We start from the raw sequence: 22,298 nt of genomic DNA on the forward strand, positions 1-22,298 counted from the left end.
CCTGGTAAGGTTCTTCGCGTTGCTTCGAATTAAACCACATGCTCCACCGCTTGTGCGGGTCCCCGTCAATTCCTTTGAGTTTCAGCCTTGCGGCCGTACTCCCCAGGCGGAGTGCTTATTGCGTTAGCTGCGGCACTGAGGATTGGAGTCCCCAACACCTAGCACTCATCGTTTACGGCGTGGACTACCAGGGTATCTAATCCTGTTTGCTCCCCACGCTTTCGCGCCTCAGCGTCAGTTACAGGCCAGAGAGCCGCCTTCGCCACGGGTGTTCCTCCACATCTCTACGCATTTCACCGCTACACGTGGAATTCCGCTCTCCTCTCCTGCACTCAAGTCTCCCAGTTTTAGGTGGCCCTCCACGGTTGAGCCGTGGGCTTTCACACCTAACTTAGAAAACCGCCTGCGCGCGCTTTACGCCCAATAATTCCGGACAACGCTTGCCCCCTACGTATTACCGCGGCTGCTGGCACGTAGTTAGCCGGGGCTTTCTCGTAAGGTACCGTCAGACCGGGAGGTCATCCCGGCGGTTCGTCCCTTACAACAGAACTTTACGATCCGAAAACCTTCTTCGTTCACGCGGCGTTGCTCCGTCAGACTTTCGTCCATTGCGGAAGATTCCCTACTGCTGCCTCCCGTAGGAGTCTGGGCCGTGTCTCAGTCCCAGTGTGGCCGATCACCCTCTCAGGTCGGCTACGCATCGTCGCCTTGGTAGGCCGCTACCCCACCAACTAGCTAATGCGCCGCAGGCCCATCCGACAGTGACTCATGGTCTTTCCCAGCAAGGAGATGCCTCCTCGCTGCGTATCAGGTATTAGCACCGGTTTCCCGGAGTTATCCCTGTCTGTCGGGCAGGTTGCCTACGTGTTACTCACCCGTCCGCCGCTAACATCAGGAGTGCAAGCACTCCATCTGTCCGCTCGACTTGCATGTATTAGGCACGCCGCCAGCGTTCGTCCTGAGCCAGGATCAAACTCTCCAATAAAGTTGAAAAGATGATTCGCTGAGCTCGAAAGCTAGCTTAAAAATTAAATCGAAATTGATTGAACTCGCACACTCGAGTTTCACTGTTCAGTTTTCAAGGAACTTCATCGTCGCCCAACTCAATCTCGTCAGCGACTCTTATATCTTATCAAAACCATTTCGATTTTGCAACACTTTTTTTCAAAATGTTTTTCGAATCAATTTTGAGCCGCTCTGTGGCGACAAGGAATAATATATCATATATCTTTTTTATATGTCAACATTTCTTTCCCGTTATTTATATTTTTTGTTTCGTATGTATTTAGACAACTCTTTTGGTGTAACAAAACGCGAGTACATCTTAAACAAAACCTTATATCGCTGCTCCATCGCTCGCTTTACCATGTCATCAATTCGTCCATCCCCAAGATCCAACAAGATCTCTTCTAGCTCACGACGAATTAAATATTCAACTTCCGAACACTCTCTAGCAGTAAATAACACGCCCATCATAGCAATAACTTCCACTCTCCTAGCATAAGTCGTAACACAAATCTGCCCTTATGTTTCCAAAATTCATCTCCTTTTATACAAAAAAAGAGCCGTCATCATCGACAGCTCTTTCCTGCTCATTTAAAAATTTGCTTTATCACAGACTCCTCTTGCGTCGTTAACAACGCATGTAATATATACGGAGTAATCATTGTTTCGATAATAGCCGCCACAAACAAGCCCAGGACAATCGTACCAAATAAAAACGGAAGCTGCTCTAACAATTTATATAATTGATCATTCGCTGCTTTCCGCCGTTCTGGGATGAACACAGCTAAAAGCCACTCATACAGCTTTACACCTAGTTTAATACCTATTGCCCCAGAAAGAATAATCATGCTTAATTCCAGGATTCCATGTGGCAAAATGCCACCAATCAAAAGCTTTCCCGCACTAATCCCTTTCAATGAGATCGTTTTTAGAAGAAAACCTACGATCGCTCCGTTTATAAGTAAAATACATGCCGGGAAAATACCAATGAAAAAAATACCCAATCCGATCATCATCATGGCTACCATCACATTATTTTTAAAGATCATCCAAAAGATACCCGACCCTACTTGCTCCTGCTTCACACTTTTTGAGATATTGTCAATCATATGCTTCAACATTTCCCCAAATTGATCATCTATATAACCAATAACTCCTCCCATCACCATTAAGAAGGCAGCAATTCCTATATAACGCCAGTTCCCCTGCAATACATAAAGCAAACGCTTTGCCATTGATGGTCTCCCTCCTGTGTTGTCTTTACCTTCTTGATCATACCATACTTCTTTCTTTTCATTTCATATTGGCATATCTCGACCTTGTCCGCATACATATATAGTGGACAAAGCCTAACAGGGGGTGTGACCGTTGTTCTGGATTATAAACGCCAGACGAATCAAGCAATACCTTATCATTTTTACCGCTGCCCTTTTTGCGCTCGGCATCGCTTGGGCGGAGCGCGAAAACATCTCTGTACTTGCGAGCGGCGGAAAATCCGGGCCGAACGCTGTGTACAAAGTCGATACGAAAGAAAAAAAGCTCGCTCTTACCTTTGACATCAGCTGGGGAGAAGAGCGAACCGGTCCTATTCTGGATATTTTAGAGAAGAAAGGCGTTAAAAAAGCAACGTTTTTCCTTTCCTCTCCATGGAGCCAGAGTCATCCGGACGTTGTCAAACGCATCAAGGACATGGGATATGAAATTGGTTCCCATGGGCATAAGCACGTAAATTACAGCAGCCTAAGCGATGAAGAAATTCAGGCGCAGATTGGCAAAGCACACGGCATTCTTAAAGACTTAACCGGCACCGCTCCCAACCTGATCCGCACGCCAAACGGAGATTTTGACAAACGTGTTCTCCGTATCGCAGACAAGATGGGCTATACTGTCGTCCAATGGGACACCGATTCTAAAGATTGGATGAATCCAGGTTCCGAACAAATTATCAACAACGTGCTCAAAAAAGCACATCCCGGCGACATCATTCTCATGCATGCCAGTGATACATGCAAACAAACCCATCTGGCACTGCCAACCGTAATCGACAGACTGCGCAGCGAAGGGTATGAGTTCGTATCTGTCTCCGAACTCATGGCTGGCACAAAGGTTAAGACCAAAGAAGTTCAATAACAATATGAATCAATGTATGAAAAAGCCCGCAACCGGGCTTTTTTGTATGGGATTAGAATAAATGCACAACAGCAGTAATTTAGCGTTATCCTCCTGTGCTCCCTGCAAGTAGAACCATTTCCATTTCCCCTACAGGATAAACACCCATCCGCTTTCGTATCCTAATTTATAAACCGACATCTTGATGAAAGGCGGTTATAACGATGACCCGACCATCCAACCCTATACGATACGTACTTACATCAATACTTGTCCTGTCACTGTTTACCACAGGCTGTGGGGGAGGAGAGAAGTCTTCCTCCACATCAGGCAACTACAACGAAACCAAACAAATGGTCGTTGATATTCTTAAAACGAAAGAAGCCCAGAAAGCCATTAAAGAAGCTTCTGGTGGAAGCGGAAAAATGAGCATCCAGAGTACGGGCGATTCGAAGGCAATGGAAGGCCAGCTTAAAAGTCAAACCCATGACATGATGCAAGATCCGAAATTCGCAGCAGCACTCGCAAAAGCCATGCAGGATGAAAACAAAAAACTACTCAAAAGCTTAATGAAAGACCCTGAATATCAAAAAATGATGCTCGGAGTCATGAAAGATCCCGAATATCAAAAAATGGTCATTCAGAGCATGCACAGTCCTGCTTATCGCCAGCACACAATGACCGTTATGAAAGAAGCTTTACAAAGCCCAATGTTCCGTATGGAGATGATCAATCTCACCCAAAAAGCACAAGAGCAACTCATGAAGCCTGAAACAAAAGGAAAGGAACAAAAAGGTGGCCAGCAGGGAGGTCAACAGAAAGGCGGCGGCAAGAGTGGAGGCGGTGGAGGTGGAGGCGGCGGTGGAGGCAAGTAAGCCACTCCCCAAAAATCTCACCATTAAAAAACGGAAGGAGGCAGACTGCCCACTTCCGTTTTTTATTACGAGCGTACTGCTGTTTTCTCTACAACTTTACGCGCCAGATCCATATAAATTGTACCAATCAGTTCGTTCTCCTGATAAACCGACGGTGCATAGCGCTCCTCATCACGCATCGGTTCTGGCTGACCTAATGGAATTTGTGCTAACATCTCTGTCCCAAGCTCTTCGGATAACTTCTCTCCGCCACCGCTTCCGAAGATCGGATCGTGTTTACCATCCTGGGTGATATAGTACGACATGTTCTCTACCACACCAAGAATTTCATGATTAGTCTTAATTGCCATCGCACCTGCCCGAGAGGCAACAAAAGCAGCCGTTGGATGCGGTGTTGTTACGATGATTTCTTTGCTCTGTGGAATCATCTGGTGAATATCAAGCGCGACATCCCCTGTTCCCGGTGGCAAATCAAGAATCATGTAGTCCAGTTCATCCCAGTGAATTTCACTGAAAAAATTGCGGATCATCTTACCAAGCATAGGCCCACGCCAAATGATCGGAGAATTGTCCTCCACAAAGAATCCCATAGAAATCACTTTTACACCAAGACGTTGAACAGGCAGTACCATGTTATTAATCACAACCGGACGCTGGGTAACTCCCATCATATCCGGCACGCTAAAACCATAGATGTCTGCGTCAATAATGCCGACTTTTTTGCCAAGGCGGGCAAGTGATACGGCGAGATTGACGGTTACCGTTGATTTACCAACACCGCCTTTACCGCTAGTCACAGCAATAAACTGCGTTTTGGATTCTGCTCCAAGAAGCGGAGAAAGTTGGTTCAGTCCTGCTCCATGCCCTTGTACCGTACCATTCTGCGCTGCCTGCGCAGGGTTTTCTCCACGAATCAACGCCGCTACGCGTGCACGCTCTTCATCCGTCATCGCACCAAAACGAACGTTAACCTCGGATGCACCAAGCGCTTTAATCGCCTGTACGACATCCTCCTGAATTTTCACTTTCAACGGACAGCCTTGAATCGTGAGAACCACTTCAAGCGCTACCTGATCATTATCAATTTGTATGTTGCGCACCATGCCGAGTTCCACCACACTGCGGTGAAGCTCCGGGTCTTCTACCCCCTTAAGCGCCTCAAGAACCTTCTCTTCTGTAATCACTGTCATTCACCTCTTCACCATGCGTTGCCACTATTATACCATTGACAACGCCCGCGTCCAAACTCATTGTACGTCCGGAACTCTCTCTCCTGAGCTATACCGAAGTATCCCTTGATAAATTGCATTGGCCATCTGCTTCTGATACTTGTCTGTATTCATTAACTGTGCTTCTTTGTCATTGGAGAGAAATCCAACTTCTACAAGGATAGCGGGACGTTCTAGCATGCGCAAAATATAGATATCATTTGTTTTTTTGGCAGCTCGGTTTGTATTTTGGAGCACCCGTTTAATCTCCTCCTGGACAAGTGTCGCGACCTGTCCTGACTCCTTTACACGCGGTGCATAAAACGTCTGCGCTCCTGTCCACTGTTTGGACGGAATGGCATTTAAATGAATGCTAATCAACATATCTGCATTTTGTTCATTCACCATCTGTACCCGCTTCTTCAAATCTTCTGTTTTTCTCTTGCTCCAGCCTTTTGTATCCGGATTAGCTAAATCATAATCTCCATCCCGCGTCATGATCACAATGGCTCCCGCCTGCTGGAGGAAATCCCGCAAATACACGCTAAGCGGCAACGTTACATTCTTTTCCACAACCCCACCAGAACTACTTGCTCCTCCATCTGGACCTCCGTGCCCCGCATCAATCACAATGACCTTGCCTGATAGCGGCAGAGACCAGCCTGACCAGGAACGATCAGTCGGCATGTTATAAGCAAACAAGGCAATCAATAGCATGCAGGCCGTAATCCAAAGCAACGCTTTGCGCTTCATGTCTCCCCCTCTTCCTCTCCTTCTTCTCCTTACAGCATATGTACAACCTCACGCTTCGTATGACATAGAAAAAGACAGGCCATAATCTGGCCTGTCTTACGCATGTATATGGTTATAACAATCGCAGTTTGCGCCTCTTTCTACCGTATGCCAAGCCATGCCGAAACCATCGACCTGCCAAGTCCTCAGCAAGAATAGAAATGGAATGCATATCCCACTCATTCAAATGACGAGACAGTCTGTAATCCTCCGACAATGTATAAATCGAGGCAAACCATCGCTTCATGGCGTCCCGTTCAATCTCTTTATCGGTCCGCCCTAACCGATATTCCCGACTTGCATCCACACCTTGCATAAAGAAGAAGGTGATAATTTCAGCCAAATATTCTTCGACGATATAGCGTTGAAGCAATGGAAGATGTTCGATGGAAGTACGGATCACATTCTGGTAGTATTGGTGAACTTCTTGACGGTCGATGCCTGATAAAAGCTTCTCACGCATCATCGCTTCCCGTGCCCGGACATGCGTTTCAAATGAAACAATGTTGTTTTCCATGCGATCACCCTTATCTCAGTATATGCATCCTGCACTTAGCATACCCAGCGCATAGAAAACAAAAACCGGCCCCACAAAGGGACCGGTTGACCGATGCAAATAAAGGTACGATTAGCGCTTCGAGAACTGAGGCGCGCGACGAGCAGCTTTAAGACCGTATTTTTTACGTTCTTTCATACGTGGGTCGCGAGTCAGGAAGCCTGCTGCTTTCAGAGCACCACGGAGTTCCGGGTTTGCTTCAAGCAGAGCGCGGGATACGCCATGACGGATTGCGCCAGCCTGGCCAGTAGTACCGCCGCCGTTTACGTTAACAAGCACGTTGTACTTACCTTCTGTTTCAGTAAGAACGAGTGGTTGTTTTACGATCAGCTTCAGAGTTTCAAGACCAAAGTATTCGTCCATAGAACGTTTGTTAATGATGATTTGACCATCGCCCGGTACGAGACGTACGCGTGCAATAGAGTTTTTACGACGACCTGTGCCGTAGTATTGAACTTGTGCCACGATTTTTCCCTCCTTTTACTATCCGCGGATTTCCCAGTTTTCCGGCTTTTGCGCTTGATGCGGATGCTCAGCACCTGCATAAACGTTCAGCTTCGTGAACAATTGACGACCCAGACGGTTTTTCGGCAGCATGCCTTTAACAGCAAGCTCGATTACGCGTTCTGGTTTCGTAGCCAGCATTTGACCTGCTGTAGTCACACGAAGACCACCTTGGTAACCAGAGTGACGGTAGTATTTCTTGTCAGACAGTTTTTTACCAGTCAGGTTTACTTTGTCAGCGTTGATTACGATTACGAAGTCACCCGCGTCAACGTGCGGTGTGAATTCCGGTTTGAACTTACCACGCAGAATGGATGCGATCTCGCTGGACAGACGACCAAGAGTTTGGCCTTCAGCATCAACTACATACCATTTACGCTCAACTTCCATTGGCTTTGCCATGTATGTGGTGCGCATTGTTTTCCCTCCTAAAGAAACGATTGCCTAAGTTGCCTTAGTTTCCGATAACCATTATATTTTAAAAACCATCACATTCGGGGCTAGTGGGGTTTTAAAATACCGAATTTGATCTTACTATACATTGGGTATATAAGTCAAGATTTTTTATACGCCGGGTCGCGTTGTTTTTTTACTAAACGACCTGCGCCCTAACGTATTTCTGAATGGCATCCAGAAAAATTAGCCCATACCGTTCAAACTTAACGTCGCCCATTCCTTTCACCCGGCGCATCTCTTCTTCATCTGCCGGGCGCAGCTCACTCATCTCACGCAAGGTACGATCCGAGAACACGATATACGGCGGAACTCCTTCCCGCTGGGCAATCTCCTTGCGCACCACACGCAACTGCTCGAATAATGCATCATCCGGTGCGACTTTCTTCTTCTCCACCCGCACTTTACGCAGCACCTGCTCCTCTCCTTTAAGTACAGCGCGTGCTTTGGACTGAAGGCTAAGTACCGGATATTTTCCTTCCGAAAGAGCAAGATACCCTTCCGCCGTGAACAGGTGGATGAGGTCTACGATTTGTTTCTCTGTATAATTCGTCATAATTCCGTATGTAGGCAGGCGATCAAATCCAGTGTCGAGTACTTTTCTGTTCCGTGATCCCTTCAATACCCCTGCTACCATCGCCGCACCAAACCGTTCTCGCATCCGGTAGATACAGGAGAAAATCTTCTGTGCTTCTACCGTACTATCCACAACGTCTGCTTCATCTGTACAGCTGCTGCACGCCCTGCATGCAGACGGGGCCGCTTCACCAAAATACTGCAGCAGATGCTGGCGTAGACACTGTGTCGTATGACAGTAATCAACCATCGCCTGCAGCTTGCGATATTCGTTCTCTTTCCGTTCTGCTGGCAATTCGCTCTGTTCAATAAAAAAGCGCTGCGTTTGGACATCCTGTGCACCAAACAGAAGCACACACTCTCCCGGTTCTCCGTCCCGGCCAGCCCGACCTGCTTCCTGATAGTAGGCTTCGATATTTTTTGGCATATTGTGGTGGATAACGTAGCGCACATTCGATTTGTTAATCCCCATTCCAAACGCATTGCTTGCTACCATCACTTCAAGGTCATCATGCAAAAAACGCTCCTGCATCTCGCTGCGCTCCGTATCGGACAATCCAGCGTGATAGCGTCCGGCTGTAATTCCTTTCCGAGCTAGCAGAGCGTACAGACTGTCTACTTCTTTGCGCGTGGCCGCATAAATAATACCGGACTTTCCAACGTGCTCTTTTAGATAGGAAAGAATAAAATCTTGCTTGTTCTCCCCTTTACGCACAAGAAAGGTAAGATTATCCCGGTCAAAGCCGGAAATGTATACGTTCGGATTGCGCAGCGTAAGCAAGCGGATGATGTCTTCCCGTACTTCAGGCGTTGCTGTCGCCGTAAATGCACCGATCAGAGGACGCTGAGGCATCTCTGCGACCCAGTCTGCAATCGCGCGATAACTCGGACGGAAATCATGTCCCCACTGTGAGATACAGTGGGCTTCATCAATAGCAAGAAACGAAACAGGCATGTCCAGAAGCATCGCACGGAATCCCGGTGCTTCCAGCCGCTCCGGAGCGATGTATAACAGCTTATACCTCCCCTGCCGCGCTGCCCGCATGCGCTCGCTCACTTCCGACCCGGTCAGGGAGCTGTTAATGAAACTGGCTGGAATCCCCATGCTGGCCAGTGCATCTACCTGGTCTTTCATTAGAGCAATGAGCGGAGAAACGACGAGTGTTAGTCCTGGAAAGAGAAGCGCCGGGATCTGGTAGCAGACAGATTTCCCGCCGCCTGTCGGCATAATGCCGAGCGTGTCTTGTCCACCAAGTAGGCTATTTACAATTTCTGCTTGTCCATTGCGAAAGGAAGCATATCCATAATAGCGCTGAAGCTGTTTTTCTGCTTCTTTAAACAACATATATGTCCTCCCCTTCCTTACATTGTTTTTTATTTTACAATAAATACCAATACTTAAACAAGAAGATTCGTCTTTCTTTCAAGGATTTTTCTGTTGTCCAATTAAAAATTTAGGATAAAAAAAGAGAATACTTTTCGATAAAATAGTACGTGATAAAATTAATCATTATAAAATTCAGAAAGAGGACTTAGTATGAAGCGTGTATACCTCTTTACTATTATGATTTTACTCTGTATGGTTTTTGTTCTCCTGACAGGATGTACTCCTGTCTCTCAATCTAACCAGCCTACCGCTTCCAAAGGAGTCCTCGATCTACAAGCATGGAATTTTGCACAGGATGGAGCTGTAAAACTGAATGGAGAGTGGGCGTTCTATTGGCAGGAACTACGTGAATCTCCTCCATCCCCTACAGCTTCCCGTCATTTTTTAACCTTGCCGCACGTATGGAATGGATATGAATGGAACGGAACCAAGCTTCCCGCAGAAGGATATGCAACCTTCATGCTGACAGTACGACTGAACCCACGCGAAAAAAATCGGTTACAGGCCATCTACATGCCAATCGCTTCTACCGCATACAGACTGATTGTAAATGGAAAACAGCTGTCGACGAATGGTATTGTCGGAACGACGAAAGAGACAATGAAGCCTCAGTATCTGCCGCGCTTAGTCTATTTACAGCCAGAAACGGACACGCTGCATATCGTATTACAAATTTCAAATTTCATGCATAAAAACGGAGGAATATGGAAAGAAATCCAGCTTGGCGACGCCCAACAGCTTGCGAATTGGAAAGAGGGTACCATCATTAAGCAAAGCTTCTTCATCGCAACCTTTCTTGTGTTCGGGCTTTACCATCTCGCCATCTATATTCCTCGCCGCCGAGATGTATATTCCTTATATTTTGGGATATTCTGTTTTCTCATCAGCGTCCGGGCTGCCTTACAGGATAACATCTCTTTGATTCAAATGTTCCCGAACTTCAACTGGGAACTCGCACTTAAATTCGAATACGAGGCCATCTTCATTGGGCTTCCAACTTTCCTGATGCTCATTCAGTCTTTATATCCACAAGACATAAACCAAAAATTCGTTCGTATCGTCCAGGTGATCAGCTTGTGTTTTGTATTCGTGACAGCTGTCACTCCAGCGATCATCTATACTCAACTTATCACCGCATATTATCTCGTTATGCTTATTGTGATTTCATACATCATGTATGCCCTTATTCTTACCGTCGTCCGCAAGCGGGCTTTCAGTATCACTAACTGTCTCGCGGCAAATTTCTTTTTGATTACGGCGATTGGCGATATTCTGTACTACAACCAGATCATCCGATATGGAAATTTCACATCGTTTGGTTTATTTGTATTTACACTCGTCCAATTTACAAATTTATCGGTCGGGTATGCACGTAACTACCGTGATGTAGAACAACTATCTGATGAATTAAAAGATCTGAACAATACGCTCGAACAACGTGTACAGGAACGAACGAAATCACTGGAGCATTCCATACGCGAGACCGCTAAAGCAAGGGCGGAAATGTCAGCACTCGAAGAGCGAAATCGCATCGCCGGAGATATTCACGATATTGTCGGACATACACTGACCACAACCATTGTGCAAATCGAAGCGGGCAAACGACTTGTTGAGAAAGATTTATCACGGGCATTAGAGAAGTTCGAACTATCACAAGATCTCGTGCGAAACGGATTGAATGAAATCAGGCGCGCGATCCGAATTGAACACGAAGATGAACAATCTTTTATCTTTCCAGATGCACTGCACCATCTCATCGCCGAAACGATAAAGTATACAGGAGTGACAATCGATGCTTCAATCTCTCCTCTGCCTTCTCTTACTAAGGCACAAAAAAAATTTATCTATCATGCGCTGCAAGAAGGTCTGACAAATGGAATTCGTCATGGGCAAAGCACCCACTTTATTTTCCTCTTGGAACGGCGGAATACAGCCCTGCACTTCGTACTCAAGGACAACGGCGTAGGCTCATCTGCCATCACATGTGGCTTCGGACTGACCATGATGCAAAAACGCGCTCGACAACTGAAGGGGGACGTCACCCTTTCATCACAATCGGGAAAAGGATACACAATCTCCATTACGATGCCAATCATCCAAATGGGGAAAGAGTCTCTTCTGTAGTATATCATGAGGAGAATACGAGAGAACTTTAGGACACAGCCTGTGTATAGTGGCAGGCTGTGCATCTTTTATGAAATTACCTCTATTTATCAAAAAAGAGGCTGTTCCAAAAACAGCTTCGGAACAGCCTCTATACTTCTATATGGATAGGGAGTTAGATAACTCTTCTATTTTTTTCGCATTTTCCTCTAATACAATCATCGAGGCACTAATCTCTTCTGTAGCAGCCGCTTGCTGTTGGGCGTGAGCATCGATTTTAAAGATACCTTCTGTCATCTTTTCAACTGAATGTAAAATTTGATTCATTTTATTGGAAATATCGTCCAAACTACCCTTCGTATCCTGGGCTAATTTTCGCACTTCGTCCGCCACCACAGCAAATCCTCTACCGGCGTCTCCCGCCCGCGCTGCCTCAATCGCAGCATTTAATGATAACAAGTTTGTCTGATCAGCAATACGCTTAATTAACTTAAGTACATCCCCGATCATCATGATTTCAGCCTTTGCTTCCCCGGAAACCGTGTTCAAATCACGTACCGCATCCGCTAGCCCGGAAGCTCCCGTTGCGATTTCTTCACTCGCTTTCGTTGTACTTAACGAGGTCTCAATCAGATTAGAAGCCATATCGATGAGCGCCTGTTGTTTGGTTAAAGGAGACGTAATGGCCAGACAACCGACAATCTTACCGTAAGAGTCCATGACAGGAATCGCTAGTCCCTGATAAGCAACTTGAAAAGATGACTCTGCCTTTGTTACCATCTGTGACATTCTTTTTTTCGCGTTCATTACTTGAGCAGACAAAACATTTGGTGGGATTTTATCTCCTACTTTAAGCTTCAGATGAATATCACCCTCCAGGTATCCTAAAACCTCCAGTTCCCGATTTACAACAAGCACTGTACTGACCCGATTAAAAAGTTCATATATGTGCTTTCCTGCTTCAACCGCATACTCCAGTTCCCTGCCTATCTCTACTGCTTGTGTGCTCATAAGTATTTCCTCCTTGTATGTGCTTCTCTCCTACATGATTCTCTCTTGCTATCTCTATTTTTCTTTAAAAAAGGGCTATTTCTCGCATCGCAAGAAATAGCCCTGAAATAAAATAAGGCTTTCGGTAACCCGGCTATCATAGTTTACAAAAAACCGTAGACCCGTGGCTTTGCGTCCTCACCTTTCAATGAGTTTGCCATTGTCGATGCACAACAATTTTTATATTCAACGTTTATATAGTACCAAAGAAATGTACTTCATTCCCTTGGAAGTGCAATATTTGCACCATATCTTCTTTTCCCTTACTCTTTATACTTTACATCCCACAAATACAGTCCCTGCGGTGGAACATTCACCTTGCGAACAGACGGACTTTTAGACGCTAGCATCTCTTTCACATACTCCGGTGTCCAGCGGCCCTTCCCGACCTCAAGCAGCGCTCCTGTCAGCATCCGCACCATATTATATAGGAATCCACTGCCGCGGAACGTCAGCCATATATCTTGTCCCTGTCCCTTCACGTATGGCTCACGCTCCTCTACATCGATCCGTATCTCATAGATGGTTCGCACCTTGCTATCGACATGCGTCCGTACCGAACAAAATGATGTAAAATCATGCGTACCAATAAAGTGCTCCGCCGCCGCACGCATCTGCTCAATCTGCAGCGGTACCCGCACCCAATACGCCCGATCCAGCAAAAACGGATCAGCCTGGCGCTGATTCAGAATGCGATAACGATACGTTTTCTCCACCACATCATACCGCGCATGGAAATCAAACGGCATCTCTTTCGACTCTAGCACCACAATATCCTCTGGCAAAAACGTGTTCATCGCCTGCACAAACCGCTCACCTGGTATATTACTTGTCGTAATAAAATGAGCGGTCTGATACCGGGCATGTACACCTGCATCCGTTCGCCCGGATACCGCAAGCGGTGCTTCATGTCCAACAAGACGTTTGAGTACCTTCTCCATCTCTTCCTGTACGCTCGGCAGCACCCGCTGGCGCTGAAAGCCATGGTACGCCGTACCTCGATATGAAAATACAAGTTTAATCTTACGTTCCTGCATCCTGCTTCCCCTTATGTGCGAAATACAATAATCACGACAGCCACAATCGCAATCACAACTCCAAATCCAACATCTACTGCTCCATAGCGAAGCTGCCGGTATTTCGTCCGGCCTACGCCGCCACGATAACCGCGTGCTTCCATCGCAAACGCCAGCTCCTCCGCCCGCCGAAATGACTGTACAAACAGCGGTACAATAATAGGCAATGTGCTTAGTACACGCTTAATAATCGAACCGCTTGAAAATGAAGCTCCACGCGACATTTGCGCTTTGGCGATTTTCTCCGTTTCCTCCATCAATGTTGGAATAAAGCGGAGCGAGATCGACATCATCAACGCCAGCTCATGCGCCGGAAACCCAACACGCTTCAGCGGGGAAAATAAACTCTCTAATCCATCTGTTAACTGAATCGGAGACGTTGTCAGCGTAAGAAACGACGCAACCATCATTAACAAAATAATCCGTACCGAGACAAGCACTGCATCTCGCACACCCTGTTCATGAATCTGGAGGAACTTCCACGTAAATAGCAGTCGTCCTTCTTCATTCATAAACAGCTGCAACAGCGCGGTAATTACAATAATCCATAATGCCGGCTTCAGCCCACGCAGTACATACAAGATCGGCACACGAGCGATCCCAATCCCTAGCAGACAAACCACCGCCGCTACAATCATCGAAAGAGGGCTATTCGCCAGAAAAACAAGGATAAGAAACAGGCACGTACCGATGAGCTTGCTGCGTGGATCACAGCGGTGTAAGACCGAGTTTCCCGGCACATATTGCCCAATCGGTACACGGTTCGCCAAATTCATCGTCGCAACCCTCCCTTCTTGCCAAAGCGATGCGAGATTTCATCAGCTAGCTTTTCCGAATCAAAAATATCATACGGAAGCGGCTTTATCGAAAGGGGCTCAGATTTTAAGCGCTCGTTAAATTGCATAATAAACTGTGTAATGTCCGGCAGATCCAATCCTGCTGCACGAATACGTTCCGGGTCGCGGAATACATCTGCAGGTGTACCTTCCATCCACAGCTTTCCTTCGTTGAGTACATATAAATAATCCGCATACAGCGCCGCGTCTTCCATACTGTGCGTCACAAGCACCGTGGTCCGCTTCTCTGTACGATGAATGCGGGCGACCATCCCCAAGATTTCTTTATGTCCAGCCGGATCAAGGCCTGCGGTTGGCTCATCTAACACAAGCACCTGTGGGTCCATCACCAGCACACCGGCAAGCGCTACACGCCGCATCTGACCGCCGCTAAGCGCAAACGGTGATTTCTCCCCGATTTTATCCGGGTCAAGACCAACAAGCCTCAGCGCTGCATCTACACGCCCATCAATCATCTCTGTAGGCAATCCCATATTTACAAGCCCGAAGGCTACATCTTTACGAACCGTCTCTTCAAAAAGCTGGTACTCCGGGTACTGGAATGCAAGTCCGACTTTCTGACGAAGCACTTCCAACCCTTTTTTCTTTTTCACCGGAAGCACAAAGTCCCCGATGGTCATCGTCCCTTCTGTCGGCTCTAGCAGACCATTAAGCATCTGAATGAGCGTCGACTTACCGGAACCTGTATGCCCAATTACCGCTACATATTGGCCATAGGGAATCGAGAGTGACATCTCCTGCAGCGCCCGTTTCTCAAAAGGTGTAGCTTTGCCATATGTGTAACCTACTTCTTCAAAGCGGATGTCCATAGACAATCTAGCACTCCTTCCGTCGTCATCTCAAGTTCCGGGAATGACATTCCCTTCTTCCGCAGGCGATACTGCAAGGCTGAGGCGAATGGAACATCAAGCCCCAGATCACGCAGCCAGTCTACACGCTGGTAGATGTCAGTCGGTACTCCTTCCCCGATCATGGAGCCACCGTCCATCACAATAATCCGGTCGCTTGCAAGCGTTTCCTCTAAATAATGCGTAATCTGAATCACGGTCATGCCAAGCTCACGGTTCATCCGGTGTACAACATCAAGTACTTCCCGGCGTCCGCGTGGATCAAGCATCGCTGTCGCTTCGTCGAGCACAAGCACGGCTGGACGGATCGCCAATATCCCGGCAATAGCCACCCGCTGCTTCTGCCCGCCGGAGAGACGGTTCGGCTCTGCCTGCCGATACGCGGTCATCTGTACTTTCTCTAATGCATCAATAATTCGCACTTCCATCTCTTCTGGAGGTACGCCAATATTCTCCATTCCGAATGCAATGTCATCTTCCACTGTAGGGGCAACGAACTGATTATCTGGGTTCTGGAACACCATACCGACTGTCTGGCGCACATCCCAGATGCGCTTCTCATCCGTTGTTACAATCCCATTGACTTCTACGACTCCTTCGGTCGGCAACAGCAAGCCATTCAACATTTTGGCAAGTGTCGACTTACCAGACCCATTATGCCCAATAATCGAAAGAAACTCCCCTTGCTTTACTTCAAACGAAACGCCCTTCACCGCACGCTCGTCTGCCCCCTCATACGCAAACGAGACATCTGTCAGGCGGATGATACTCTCGCTCACGCCCATCCTCTCCTTGACGCTCAAATCGTTTTTTATACGCAAAAAAAGGGTGATTACTCCTCACCCTTTCTTGCGTCAGTGCTAACTATTCAACTAACTCAAGATATACCATCGGTGCACCGTCTCCACGACGCGGTCCGATTTTTAAGATGCGAGTGTAACCACCTTGACGCTCAGAAAAGCGAGGTGCAATTGTATCGAACAACTTTTGGATTGCATCCTGGTTTGTTTCTGCGTTCGCTACTTCTTTACGCACAAAAGCGGCTACTTGACGACGAGCGTGCAGGTCACCGCGTTTAGCCAGAGTAATCATTTTATCAGCGATTGAACGCAGCTCTTTCGCTTTGCTTTCAGTCGTTTCAATACGCTCGTGGATGATCAGATCTGTTACAAGATCACGGAACAGAGCCTTACGAGCGGAGCTGTTACGGCCTAATTTAGAGTATGCCATACTTTTTCCCTCCTTAAAGACAAGATGTTCTATTCGTCTTTGCGAAGACCCAGGCCAAGCTCTTCTAGCTTCTCCTGTACTTCTTCAAGCGATTTGCGACCCAGATTACGGACCTTCATCATATCTTCTTCTGTTTTTTGTGTCAGTTCCTGAACTGTATTAATGCCCGCGCGTTTCAGGCAATTGTAAGAGCGAACAGAAAGGTCGAGTTCCTCAATCGTCATCTCAAGGACTTTCTCTTTCTTATCTTCCTCTTTCTCTACCATAATCTCCGCTTCTTGAGCTTCATCAGTCAGGCCAACGAACAGATTCAGATGCTCGGTCATAATCTTAGCACCAAGGCTAACCGCTTCTTCCGGACGAATACTTCCATCTGTCCATACTTCTAACGTTAATTTATCGTAGTTTGTCACCTGTCCAACACGTGTATTTTCTACCTGGTAGTTTACACGGTTGATTGGTGTGTAAATTGAATCAATCGGAATGACGCCAATCGGCATATCTGGACGCTTGTTCTGGTCAGCGGAAACATATCCACGGCCACGATTCGCATACATACGGATACGGAGGCTTGCGCCTTGCTCCATCGTTGCGATGACGAGATCCGGGTTAAGGATTTCCACGTCGCTGTCTGCACGGATATCTGCTGCTGTAACAACGCCAGCGCCTTCCGCATCAATTTCAAGAACTTTCTCCTCGTCCGAATGGATTTTGAGAGAAAGAGTTTTTAAATTTAAGATGATCTGGGTAGTATCTTCTACCACGCCTTCGATCGTGGAGAACTCGTGGAGGACCCCATCGATTTGAACGCTGGTAATTGCGGCGCCCGGAAGCGAAGAAAGCAGAATACGGCGCAGCGAGTTACCGAGCGTAGTCCCGTATCCTCGTTCAAGCGGTTCAACCACAAATTTACCATAGGTAGAGTCTTCACTTGCTTCTACCACTTCGATCTTTGGCTTTTCGATTTCGATCATCAACCAAACCCTCCTTCAAAACGTCGAAAATTCCGGACGGGTCATAAGGTCCACGACCGGAATTCCCCTTTGCGGTTACCAGTAAATCGCAACCAAAGCACAGACCTGCTAGTATCATACTACCATATTATGCACAGGCGTATAACTTTTTAAACTTGCTATTATATGCGACTTGCTGACAAATTATACGCGGCGACGTTTTGGTGGACGGCAACCATTGTGAGGGATCGGAGTAACGTCTTTAATCATGTTAACTTCGAGTCCAGTTGCTTGTAAGGAACGGATAGCAGCTTCACGGCCGGATCCTGGTCCTTTAACCAGAACTTCAACCACTTTCATGCCATGCTCCATTGCAGCTTTAGCAGCTTGTTCAGCAGCCATTTGTGCAGCGAACGGAGTGCTTTTACGGGAACCGCGGAAGCCAAGTCCACCAGCACTTGCCCAGGAGATTGCATTTCCGTGCGGATCAGTAATAGTAACGATTGTGTTATTGAATGTAGAACGGATATGCGCGATGCCAGACTCAATATTTTTACGATCGCGACGACGTGTACGAGTCGCAGCTACTTTTCTTTTCGCCAACTTCATTTACCTCCTTTACTTCTTCTTGTTCGCTACAGTGCGGCGCGGACCTTTACGAGTACGAGCATTTGTTTTCGTACGTTGGCCACGAACCGGCAGACCTTTGCGGTGACGAACACCACGGAAGCAGCCGATTTCCACAAGGCGCTTGATGTTGAGGGATACTTCACGGCGGAGGTCACCTTCAACTTTAATGTTTTTGTCGATGTATTCACGAAGCTTAGCAGCTTCATCTTCTGTCAGATCGCGAACGCGAGTCTGCTCGCTGATGCCTGTTTCAGTCAGGATTTTCTCAGCTGTTGGACGGCCAATGCCGAAAATATACGTTAACGCGATTACTACGCGTTTGTCACGAGGTAAATCAACTCCCGCAATACGTGCCACGTATCGTGCACCTCCTTATAAATTAACCTTGACGCTGCTTATGTTTCGGGTTTTCGCAGATTACCATAATTTTTCCCTTGCGTCGAATGACTTTGCATTTTTCGCAAATCTGCTTTACAGATGGTCTTACTTTCACTCGAATAACCTCCTGTCATTTCTAGAAAGCCGGAAATATTAGAGGTTGGAGGTCATATTCGCACCTCTAACTTCTTGTTCCCGTCTCTATTTATAGCGATATGTGATCCGCCCGCGGGTCAAATCATACGGTGATAATTCAACAGTAACTTTGTCACCTGGCAGTATACGAATGAAATGCATGCGGATTTTACCGGATACGTGAGCAAGCACTTTGTGCCCGTTCTCCAGCTCTACGCGGAACATCGCGTTCGGTAGAGGCTCAATCACGGTTCCTTCCACTTCAATTACGTCTTCTTTCGCCATAAAGCCACTCTCCTTTCGTAAGCCGGTTTGCTTTGTAAGCATGTTATCCAACGGCAATCATACCACATCATGTGGTACAATCATACCCTGGTTAAGATTTCATAGCCATCTTCAGTAATCGCAATCGTATGTTCAAAGTGCGCACACATTGAACCATCCACCGTAACGACTGTCCAGTCATCCGCCAGCGTTCGCACGTAGCGTTTGCCTGCATTCACCATCGGTTCAATTGCTAGTACCATGCCTGGCTTTAATCTTGCTCCGCGACCTGGAGGCCCGTAGTTTGGAATTTGTGGATCTTCATGCAAATCCCGTCCGATGCCATGACCTACATATTCGCGAACAATCGAGTATCCAGCTGCCTCCGCATATACTTGAATAGCATGAGAGATATCTGTCAGGCGTGCATCCGGTTTTGCCTTTGCAAGCCCTTCGAACAAAGATTGCTCTGTTACATCAAGCAGATGCTGGTTCTCTGGAGTGATCTGACCTACACCATACGTCCAGGCTGAGTCCCCATGATATCCTTCTACTTCCGCTCCAATGTCAATGCTGACGATATCTCCTTCATTCAACTTGCGTTTGCCTGGAATGCCGTGGACCAGCTCTTCATTAACAGAAATGCATATGCTGCCCGTAAAGCCTCCATAGCCTTTGAAAGAAGGTTTTGCTCCGTGTTTGCGAATAAAGCGTTCAGCAATGTCGTCGAGTTCAGCTGTTGTGATCCCCGGACGGACTGCTGTTTGCAGTTCTTTATGCGTGAGAGCGACAATTCGTCCCGCTTCTCTCATGATGTCGATTTCTGCTTTGGACTTGCAAATGATCATTGAGTTTGCCCTCTCAATACTTGTGCAACATCCTCAAACACCTTGTCTATATCTTGTTGCCCGTCGATATTACGGAGCAATCCTTTTACTTCATAGTACTTTAGAATCGGCGCAGACTGTTCGATGTTTACATCGAGGCGGGTCGCAACTGTTGCTTCGTTGTCATCATCCCGCTGGTACAACTCTCCGCCACACTTGTCGCAGATGCCTTCCTGGGAAGTTGGATTAAACACTACATGGTACGTCGCACCGCAGCTTCGGCAAATGCGTCGGCCAGTCAGACGTTCCAACAGGATGCTGCGATCAACATCGATATTAATCACATGGTCAATCTTGCGCGCAAGGCTCTCAAGCATTACATCAAGTGCTTCTGCCTGAGCGAGTGTACGCGGAAATCCGTCCAGCATAAAGCCTTTCTCACAATCAGCTTTGCCTAAACGCTCTTTCACAATACCGATTACCACTTCATCCGGTACAAGATGCCCCTGATCCATGTAGGACTTCGCCAGTTTCCCCATCTCTGTCTCATCTTTAATAGCTGCCCGGAACATGTCGCCTGTCGAAATGTGTGGAATACCAAACCCTTCAACAATGCGCTCCCCTTGCGTTCCTTTACCTGCTCCTGGCAAACCCATTAAGATAATATTCATTTCTACCCCTCCATACGTCAGTTAATGAACAGCCTTCTTTAGTACTACTTCTACTTAATAAAACCTTTGTAATGCCGTTTTACAAGCTGAGTTTCGATTTGCTTCATCGTATCGAGTGCAACCCCGATCACAATCAAGATGGTTGTTCCTCCGACCCGAATGCTAGCCGGAAGTCCACTTACTGTGGAGAATACCATCGGCAAAATCGAGATCACGGCCAAAAATACCGCGCCTGCCAACGTAATTCGGTTTAATGTTCGAGTAATATACTGGGCTGTCTCATCTCCTGGACGTATTCCCGGGATATATCCGCCGTTCTTTTTCATGTTGTCAGCCATCTGTGTCGGATTAACCTGAACGAACACGTAGAAGTACGTGAATCCAAGAATAAGCAGCACATACAGCACGATGCCAATCCAATTACTTGTGCCCATTGTCTGGATGTTAAACGTCTGGATCACCCAGTTTGCCACCGGATTCCCCGCCCAGAATTGAGCAATCGTTGGCGGAAAAATAACTAAAGACAGAGCGAAGATTACAGGAATAACCCCGGCACTGTTTACTTTTAACGGGATGTGAGTCGATTGACCCCCATACATCTTGCGACCAACCACACGCTTTGCGTACTGCACGGGTATCTTGCGGATGCCCTGCTGAACATACACAACAGCCATAATGATCAAGATAATCGCCAGTACAATTCCGATGACTTTCACGATGTTTAAGAACATCTGATCAGACGCACCCATAAACTCGGTCGCATAGAGCTGTTTAGCTCCATTCGGAATCGCAGCGACGATCCCCGCAAAGATAATGATCGAAATCCCGTTTCCGATGCCCTTCTCGGTAATTTGTTCACCGAGCCACATCAGGAATGCTGTACCCGCAGTCAGTACAATTGCGATTAACGCATATGTTGTGAAAGAAGGATCTTTAACAAGCCCTGGCATCATTCGGTTAAACCCGATTGATAGCCCGGTTGCCTGGATCAACCCGAGAACAATTGTTCCATACCGAGTGAACTGGGCAATTTTGCGCCGACCAATGTCTCCCTCTTTCGACCACTGCGTGAATGTCGGTATGACATCCATAGATAAAAGCTGCATGATAATAGAGGCGGTGATGTATGGCATAATCCCCATCGCGAAGATGGAGAAATGGGACAATGCACCACCAGAGAATGTATTCAGAAACCCAAACACATTGTTCTGCTGCGACAGTTGCTCAAGTACCGATACATTAATATTAGGTACCGGAACAAAGCTGCCAATCCGAAAGACGACAAGCATCAAAAGGGTAAAAATCACCTTTCGACGCAAGTCGGCAATCTTGAATATATTGGCAACAGTGGAGAACATTAGATCACCTCGGTTTTTCCGCCGAGAGCCTCAATCTTTTCAACTGCAGATTGAGAGAACTTCTGGGCTTGAACCGTCAGCTTAACGTTTAATTCTCCGTTCCCTAAAATCTTAACGCCATCACGGACGTTTTTGATGATGCCTGCTTCAAGCAGAGCTTCAGGTGTAACAACCGTATCAGCAGTGAACTTGTTCAGCTGCTCCAGACCCACAATCGCGAACTCTTTGCGGTTCGGATTTGTGAAGCCACGTTTTGGCAAACGACGGTACAGCGGGTTTTGACCACCCTCGAAACCAGGACGAACACCACCGCCTGAACGGGAGTTCTGACCTTTGTGACCGCGACCAGCAGTTTTGCCGTTACCGGAACCAATACCGCGACCTACGCGATTGCGCGTTTTACGGGAACCTTCAGCAGGTTGAATTTCGTGTAACTTCATCGTTGCACCTCCT

The 22,298-nt window shown here is 47.0% G+C and carries 26 protein-coding genes, 1 rRNA gene and 1 riboswitch (1 of these 28 running past the window's edge); of the genes, 3 read left to right on the forward strand and 24 right to left on the reverse strand.

What is annotated here, in order from left to right; genetic code table 11:
• The 3 genes from PO771_RS18260 to PO771_RS18270 form a co-directional block, all read right to left on the reverse strand.
• Positions 1-985: ribosomal RNA gene (locus PO771_RS18260) — 16S ribosomal RNA — on the reverse strand; it reaches 553 nt to the left of the window's first position.
• 272 nt (positions 986-1,257) lie between these two features.
• Complete coding sequence (locus tag PO771_RS18265) at positions 1,258-1,476, reverse strand: hypothetical protein (protein WP_272563213.1); 219 nt, start codon at positions 1,474-1,476, stop codon at positions 1,258-1,260.
• Between the two features lie 116 nt (positions 1,477-1,592).
• Complete coding sequence (locus tag PO771_RS18270; protein ID WP_272561043.1) at positions 1,593-2,240, reverse strand: stage II sporulation protein M; 648 nt, start codon at positions 2,238-2,240, stop codon at positions 1,593-1,595.
• Positions 2,241-2,373: 133 nt separating this feature from the next.
• Between PO771_RS18270 and pdaB the strand changes: the two genes are divergently transcribed.
• Entirely contained in the window at positions 2,374-3,135 is a 762-nt protein-coding gene (gene pdaB, locus PO771_RS18275; RefSeq protein ID WP_272561044.1) for a polysaccharide deacetylase family sporulation protein PdaB, read from the forward strand.
• Positions 3,136-3,338: 203 nt separating this feature from the next.
• On the forward strand, positions 3,339-3,989 hold the full coding sequence (gene gerD / locus PO771_RS18280) for a spore germination lipoprotein GerD (RefSeq protein WP_272561045.1): 651 nt from the start codon (positions 3,339-3,341) through the stop codon (positions 3,987-3,989).
• 65 nt (positions 3,990-4,054) lie between these two features.
• Here gerD and PO771_RS18285 read toward each other — a convergent pair whose 3' ends face one another.
• From PO771_RS18285 to recQ, 6 genes are all read right to left on the reverse strand, one after another.
• Positions 4,055-5,173, reverse strand: coding sequence for an Mrp/NBP35 family ATP-binding protein (locus tag PO771_RS18285; RefSeq protein WP_272563214.1), 1,119 nt, complete (start codon positions 5,171-5,173; stop codon positions 4,055-4,057).
• Positions 5,174-5,236: 63 nt separating this feature from the next.
• Positions 5,237-5,950 carry an N-acetylmuramoyl-L-alanine amidase CwlD gene (gene cwlD / locus PO771_RS18290; RefSeq protein WP_272561046.1) on the reverse strand — a complete coding sequence of 238 codons (714 nt, stop codon included), beginning with the start codon at positions 5,948-5,950 and terminating at the stop codon, positions 5,237-5,239.
• Between the two features lie 112 nt (positions 5,951-6,062).
• Positions 6,063-6,506 carry a hypothetical protein gene (locus PO771_RS18295; RefSeq protein ID WP_272561047.1) on the reverse strand — a complete coding sequence of 148 codons (444 nt, stop codon included), beginning with the start codon at positions 6,504-6,506 and terminating at the stop codon, positions 6,063-6,065.
• Positions 6,507-6,617: 111 nt separating this feature from the next.
• Positions 6,618-7,010 (reverse strand): 30S ribosomal protein S9, encoded by a 393-nt coding sequence (rpsI, locus tag PO771_RS18300; protein ID WP_096463147.1) that lies wholly within the window; start codon positions 7,008-7,010, stop codon positions 6,618-6,620.
• A gap of 18 nt (positions 7,011-7,028) precedes the next feature.
• On the reverse strand, positions 7,029-7,466 hold the full coding sequence (gene rplM / locus PO771_RS18305) for a 50S ribosomal protein L13 (protein WP_272561048.1): 438 nt from the start codon (positions 7,464-7,466) through the stop codon (positions 7,029-7,031).
• 175 nt (positions 7,467-7,641) lie between these two features.
• Positions 7,642-9,420, reverse strand: a complete 1,779-nt coding sequence (gene recQ / locus PO771_RS18310; protein WP_272563215.1) for a DNA helicase RecQ — start codon at positions 9,418-9,420, stop codon at positions 7,642-7,644.
• A gap of 195 nt (positions 9,421-9,615) precedes the next feature.
• Between recQ and PO771_RS18315 the strand changes: the two genes are divergently transcribed.
• The gene (locus PO771_RS18315; protein ID WP_272561049.1) at positions 9,616-11,589 is read left to right on the forward strand and encodes a sensor histidine kinase; all 1,974 of its coding nucleotides are present in this window, start codon (positions 9,616-9,618) and stop codon (positions 11,587-11,589) included.
• 138 nt (positions 11,590-11,727) lie between these two features.
• Here PO771_RS18315 and PO771_RS18320 read toward each other — a convergent pair whose 3' ends face one another.
• From PO771_RS18320 to rplO, 15 genes are all read right to left on the reverse strand, one after another.
• Positions 11,728-12,579, reverse strand: a complete 852-nt coding sequence (locus PO771_RS18320; protein WP_272561051.1) for a methyl-accepting chemotaxis protein — start codon at positions 12,577-12,579, stop codon at positions 11,728-11,730.
• Positions 12,580-12,699: 120 nt separating this feature from the next.
• Positions 12,700-12,787, reverse strand: a riboswitch (cyclic di-GMP riboswitch).
• 94 nt (positions 12,788-12,881) lie between these two features.
• Positions 12,882-13,655, reverse strand: a complete 774-nt coding sequence (gene truA / locus PO771_RS18325) for a tRNA pseudouridine(38-40) synthase TruA (protein WP_272561052.1) — start codon at positions 13,653-13,655, stop codon at positions 12,882-12,884.
• 11 nt (positions 13,656-13,666) lie between these two features.
• Positions 13,667-14,464 carry an energy-coupling factor transporter transmembrane component T family protein gene (locus PO771_RS18330; protein WP_272563216.1) on the reverse strand — a complete coding sequence of 266 codons (798 nt, stop codon included), beginning with the start codon at positions 14,462-14,464 and terminating at the stop codon, positions 13,667-13,669.
• A 2-nt stretch (positions 14,465-14,466) separates the two neighbouring features.
• On the reverse strand, positions 14,467-15,360 hold the full coding sequence (locus tag PO771_RS18335; protein WP_272563217.1) for an energy-coupling factor transporter ATPase: 894 nt from the start codon (positions 15,358-15,360) through the stop codon (positions 14,467-14,469).
• A complete protein-coding gene (locus PO771_RS18340) occupies positions 15,336-16,184 on the reverse strand; it encodes an energy-coupling factor transporter ATPase (RefSeq protein ID WP_272561053.1) in 849 nt (282 codons plus the stop codon). Before PO771_RS18340 ends, PO771_RS18335 begins: the two co-directional genes overlap by 25 nt.
• A gap of 79 nt (positions 16,185-16,263) precedes the next feature.
• Entirely contained in the window at positions 16,264-16,629 is a 366-nt protein-coding gene (gene rplQ, locus PO771_RS18345) for a 50S ribosomal protein L17 (RefSeq protein WP_096463156.1), read from the reverse strand.
• A gap of 29 nt (positions 16,630-16,658) precedes the next feature.
• The gene (locus PO771_RS18350; RefSeq protein ID WP_272561054.1) at positions 16,659-17,603 is read right to left on the reverse strand and encodes a DNA-directed RNA polymerase subunit alpha; all 945 of its coding nucleotides are present in this window, start codon (positions 17,601-17,603) and stop codon (positions 16,659-16,661) included.
• Positions 17,604-17,786: 183 nt separating this feature from the next.
• A complete protein-coding gene (gene rpsK / locus PO771_RS18355) occupies positions 17,787-18,185 on the reverse strand; it encodes a 30S ribosomal protein S11 (RefSeq protein ID WP_272561055.1) in 399 nt (132 codons plus the stop codon).
• Between the two features lie 15 nt (positions 18,186-18,200).
• Entirely contained in the window at positions 18,201-18,569 is a 369-nt protein-coding gene (gene rpsM, locus PO771_RS18360; RefSeq protein ID WP_272561057.1) for a 30S ribosomal protein S13, read from the reverse strand.
• Between the two features lie 22 nt (positions 18,570-18,591).
• Positions 18,592-18,705 carry a 50S ribosomal protein L36 gene (gene rpmJ / locus PO771_RS18365; RefSeq protein ID WP_272561058.1) on the reverse strand — a complete coding sequence of 38 codons (114 nt, stop codon included), beginning with the start codon at positions 18,703-18,705 and terminating at the stop codon, positions 18,592-18,594.
• 86 nt (positions 18,706-18,791) lie between these two features.
• Complete coding sequence (gene infA / locus PO771_RS18370) at positions 18,792-19,010, reverse strand: translation initiation factor IF-1 (RefSeq protein ID WP_003322635.1); 219 nt, start codon at positions 19,008-19,010, stop codon at positions 18,792-18,794.
• A gap of 80 nt (positions 19,011-19,090) precedes the next feature.
• Positions 19,091-19,837, reverse strand: a complete 747-nt coding sequence (map, locus tag PO771_RS18375) for a type I methionyl aminopeptidase (RefSeq protein ID WP_272561061.1) — start codon at positions 19,835-19,837, stop codon at positions 19,091-19,093.
• Complete coding sequence (locus tag PO771_RS18380; RefSeq protein ID WP_272561062.1) at positions 19,834-20,487, reverse strand: adenylate kinase; 654 nt, start codon at positions 20,485-20,487, stop codon at positions 19,834-19,836. Before PO771_RS18380 ends, map begins: the two co-directional genes overlap by 4 nt.
• A gap of 50 nt (positions 20,488-20,537) precedes the next feature.
• Positions 20,538-21,845, reverse strand: coding sequence for a preprotein translocase subunit SecY (gene secY / locus PO771_RS18385; protein ID WP_272561064.1), 1,308 nt, complete (start codon positions 21,843-21,845; stop codon positions 20,538-20,540).
• Complete coding sequence (gene rplO, locus PO771_RS18390) at positions 21,845-22,285, reverse strand: 50S ribosomal protein L15 (protein WP_272561065.1); 441 nt, start codon at positions 22,283-22,285, stop codon at positions 21,845-21,847. Before rplO ends, secY begins: the two co-directional genes overlap by 1 nt.
• Between the last annotated feature and the right edge of the window lie 13 nt (positions 22,286-22,298).

It is taken from the genome of Aneurinibacillus uraniidurans (assembly GCF_028471905.1).
Classification (GTDB): domain Bacteria; phylum Bacillota; class Bacilli; order Aneurinibacillales; family Aneurinibacillaceae; genus Aneurinibacillus; species Aneurinibacillus uraniidurans.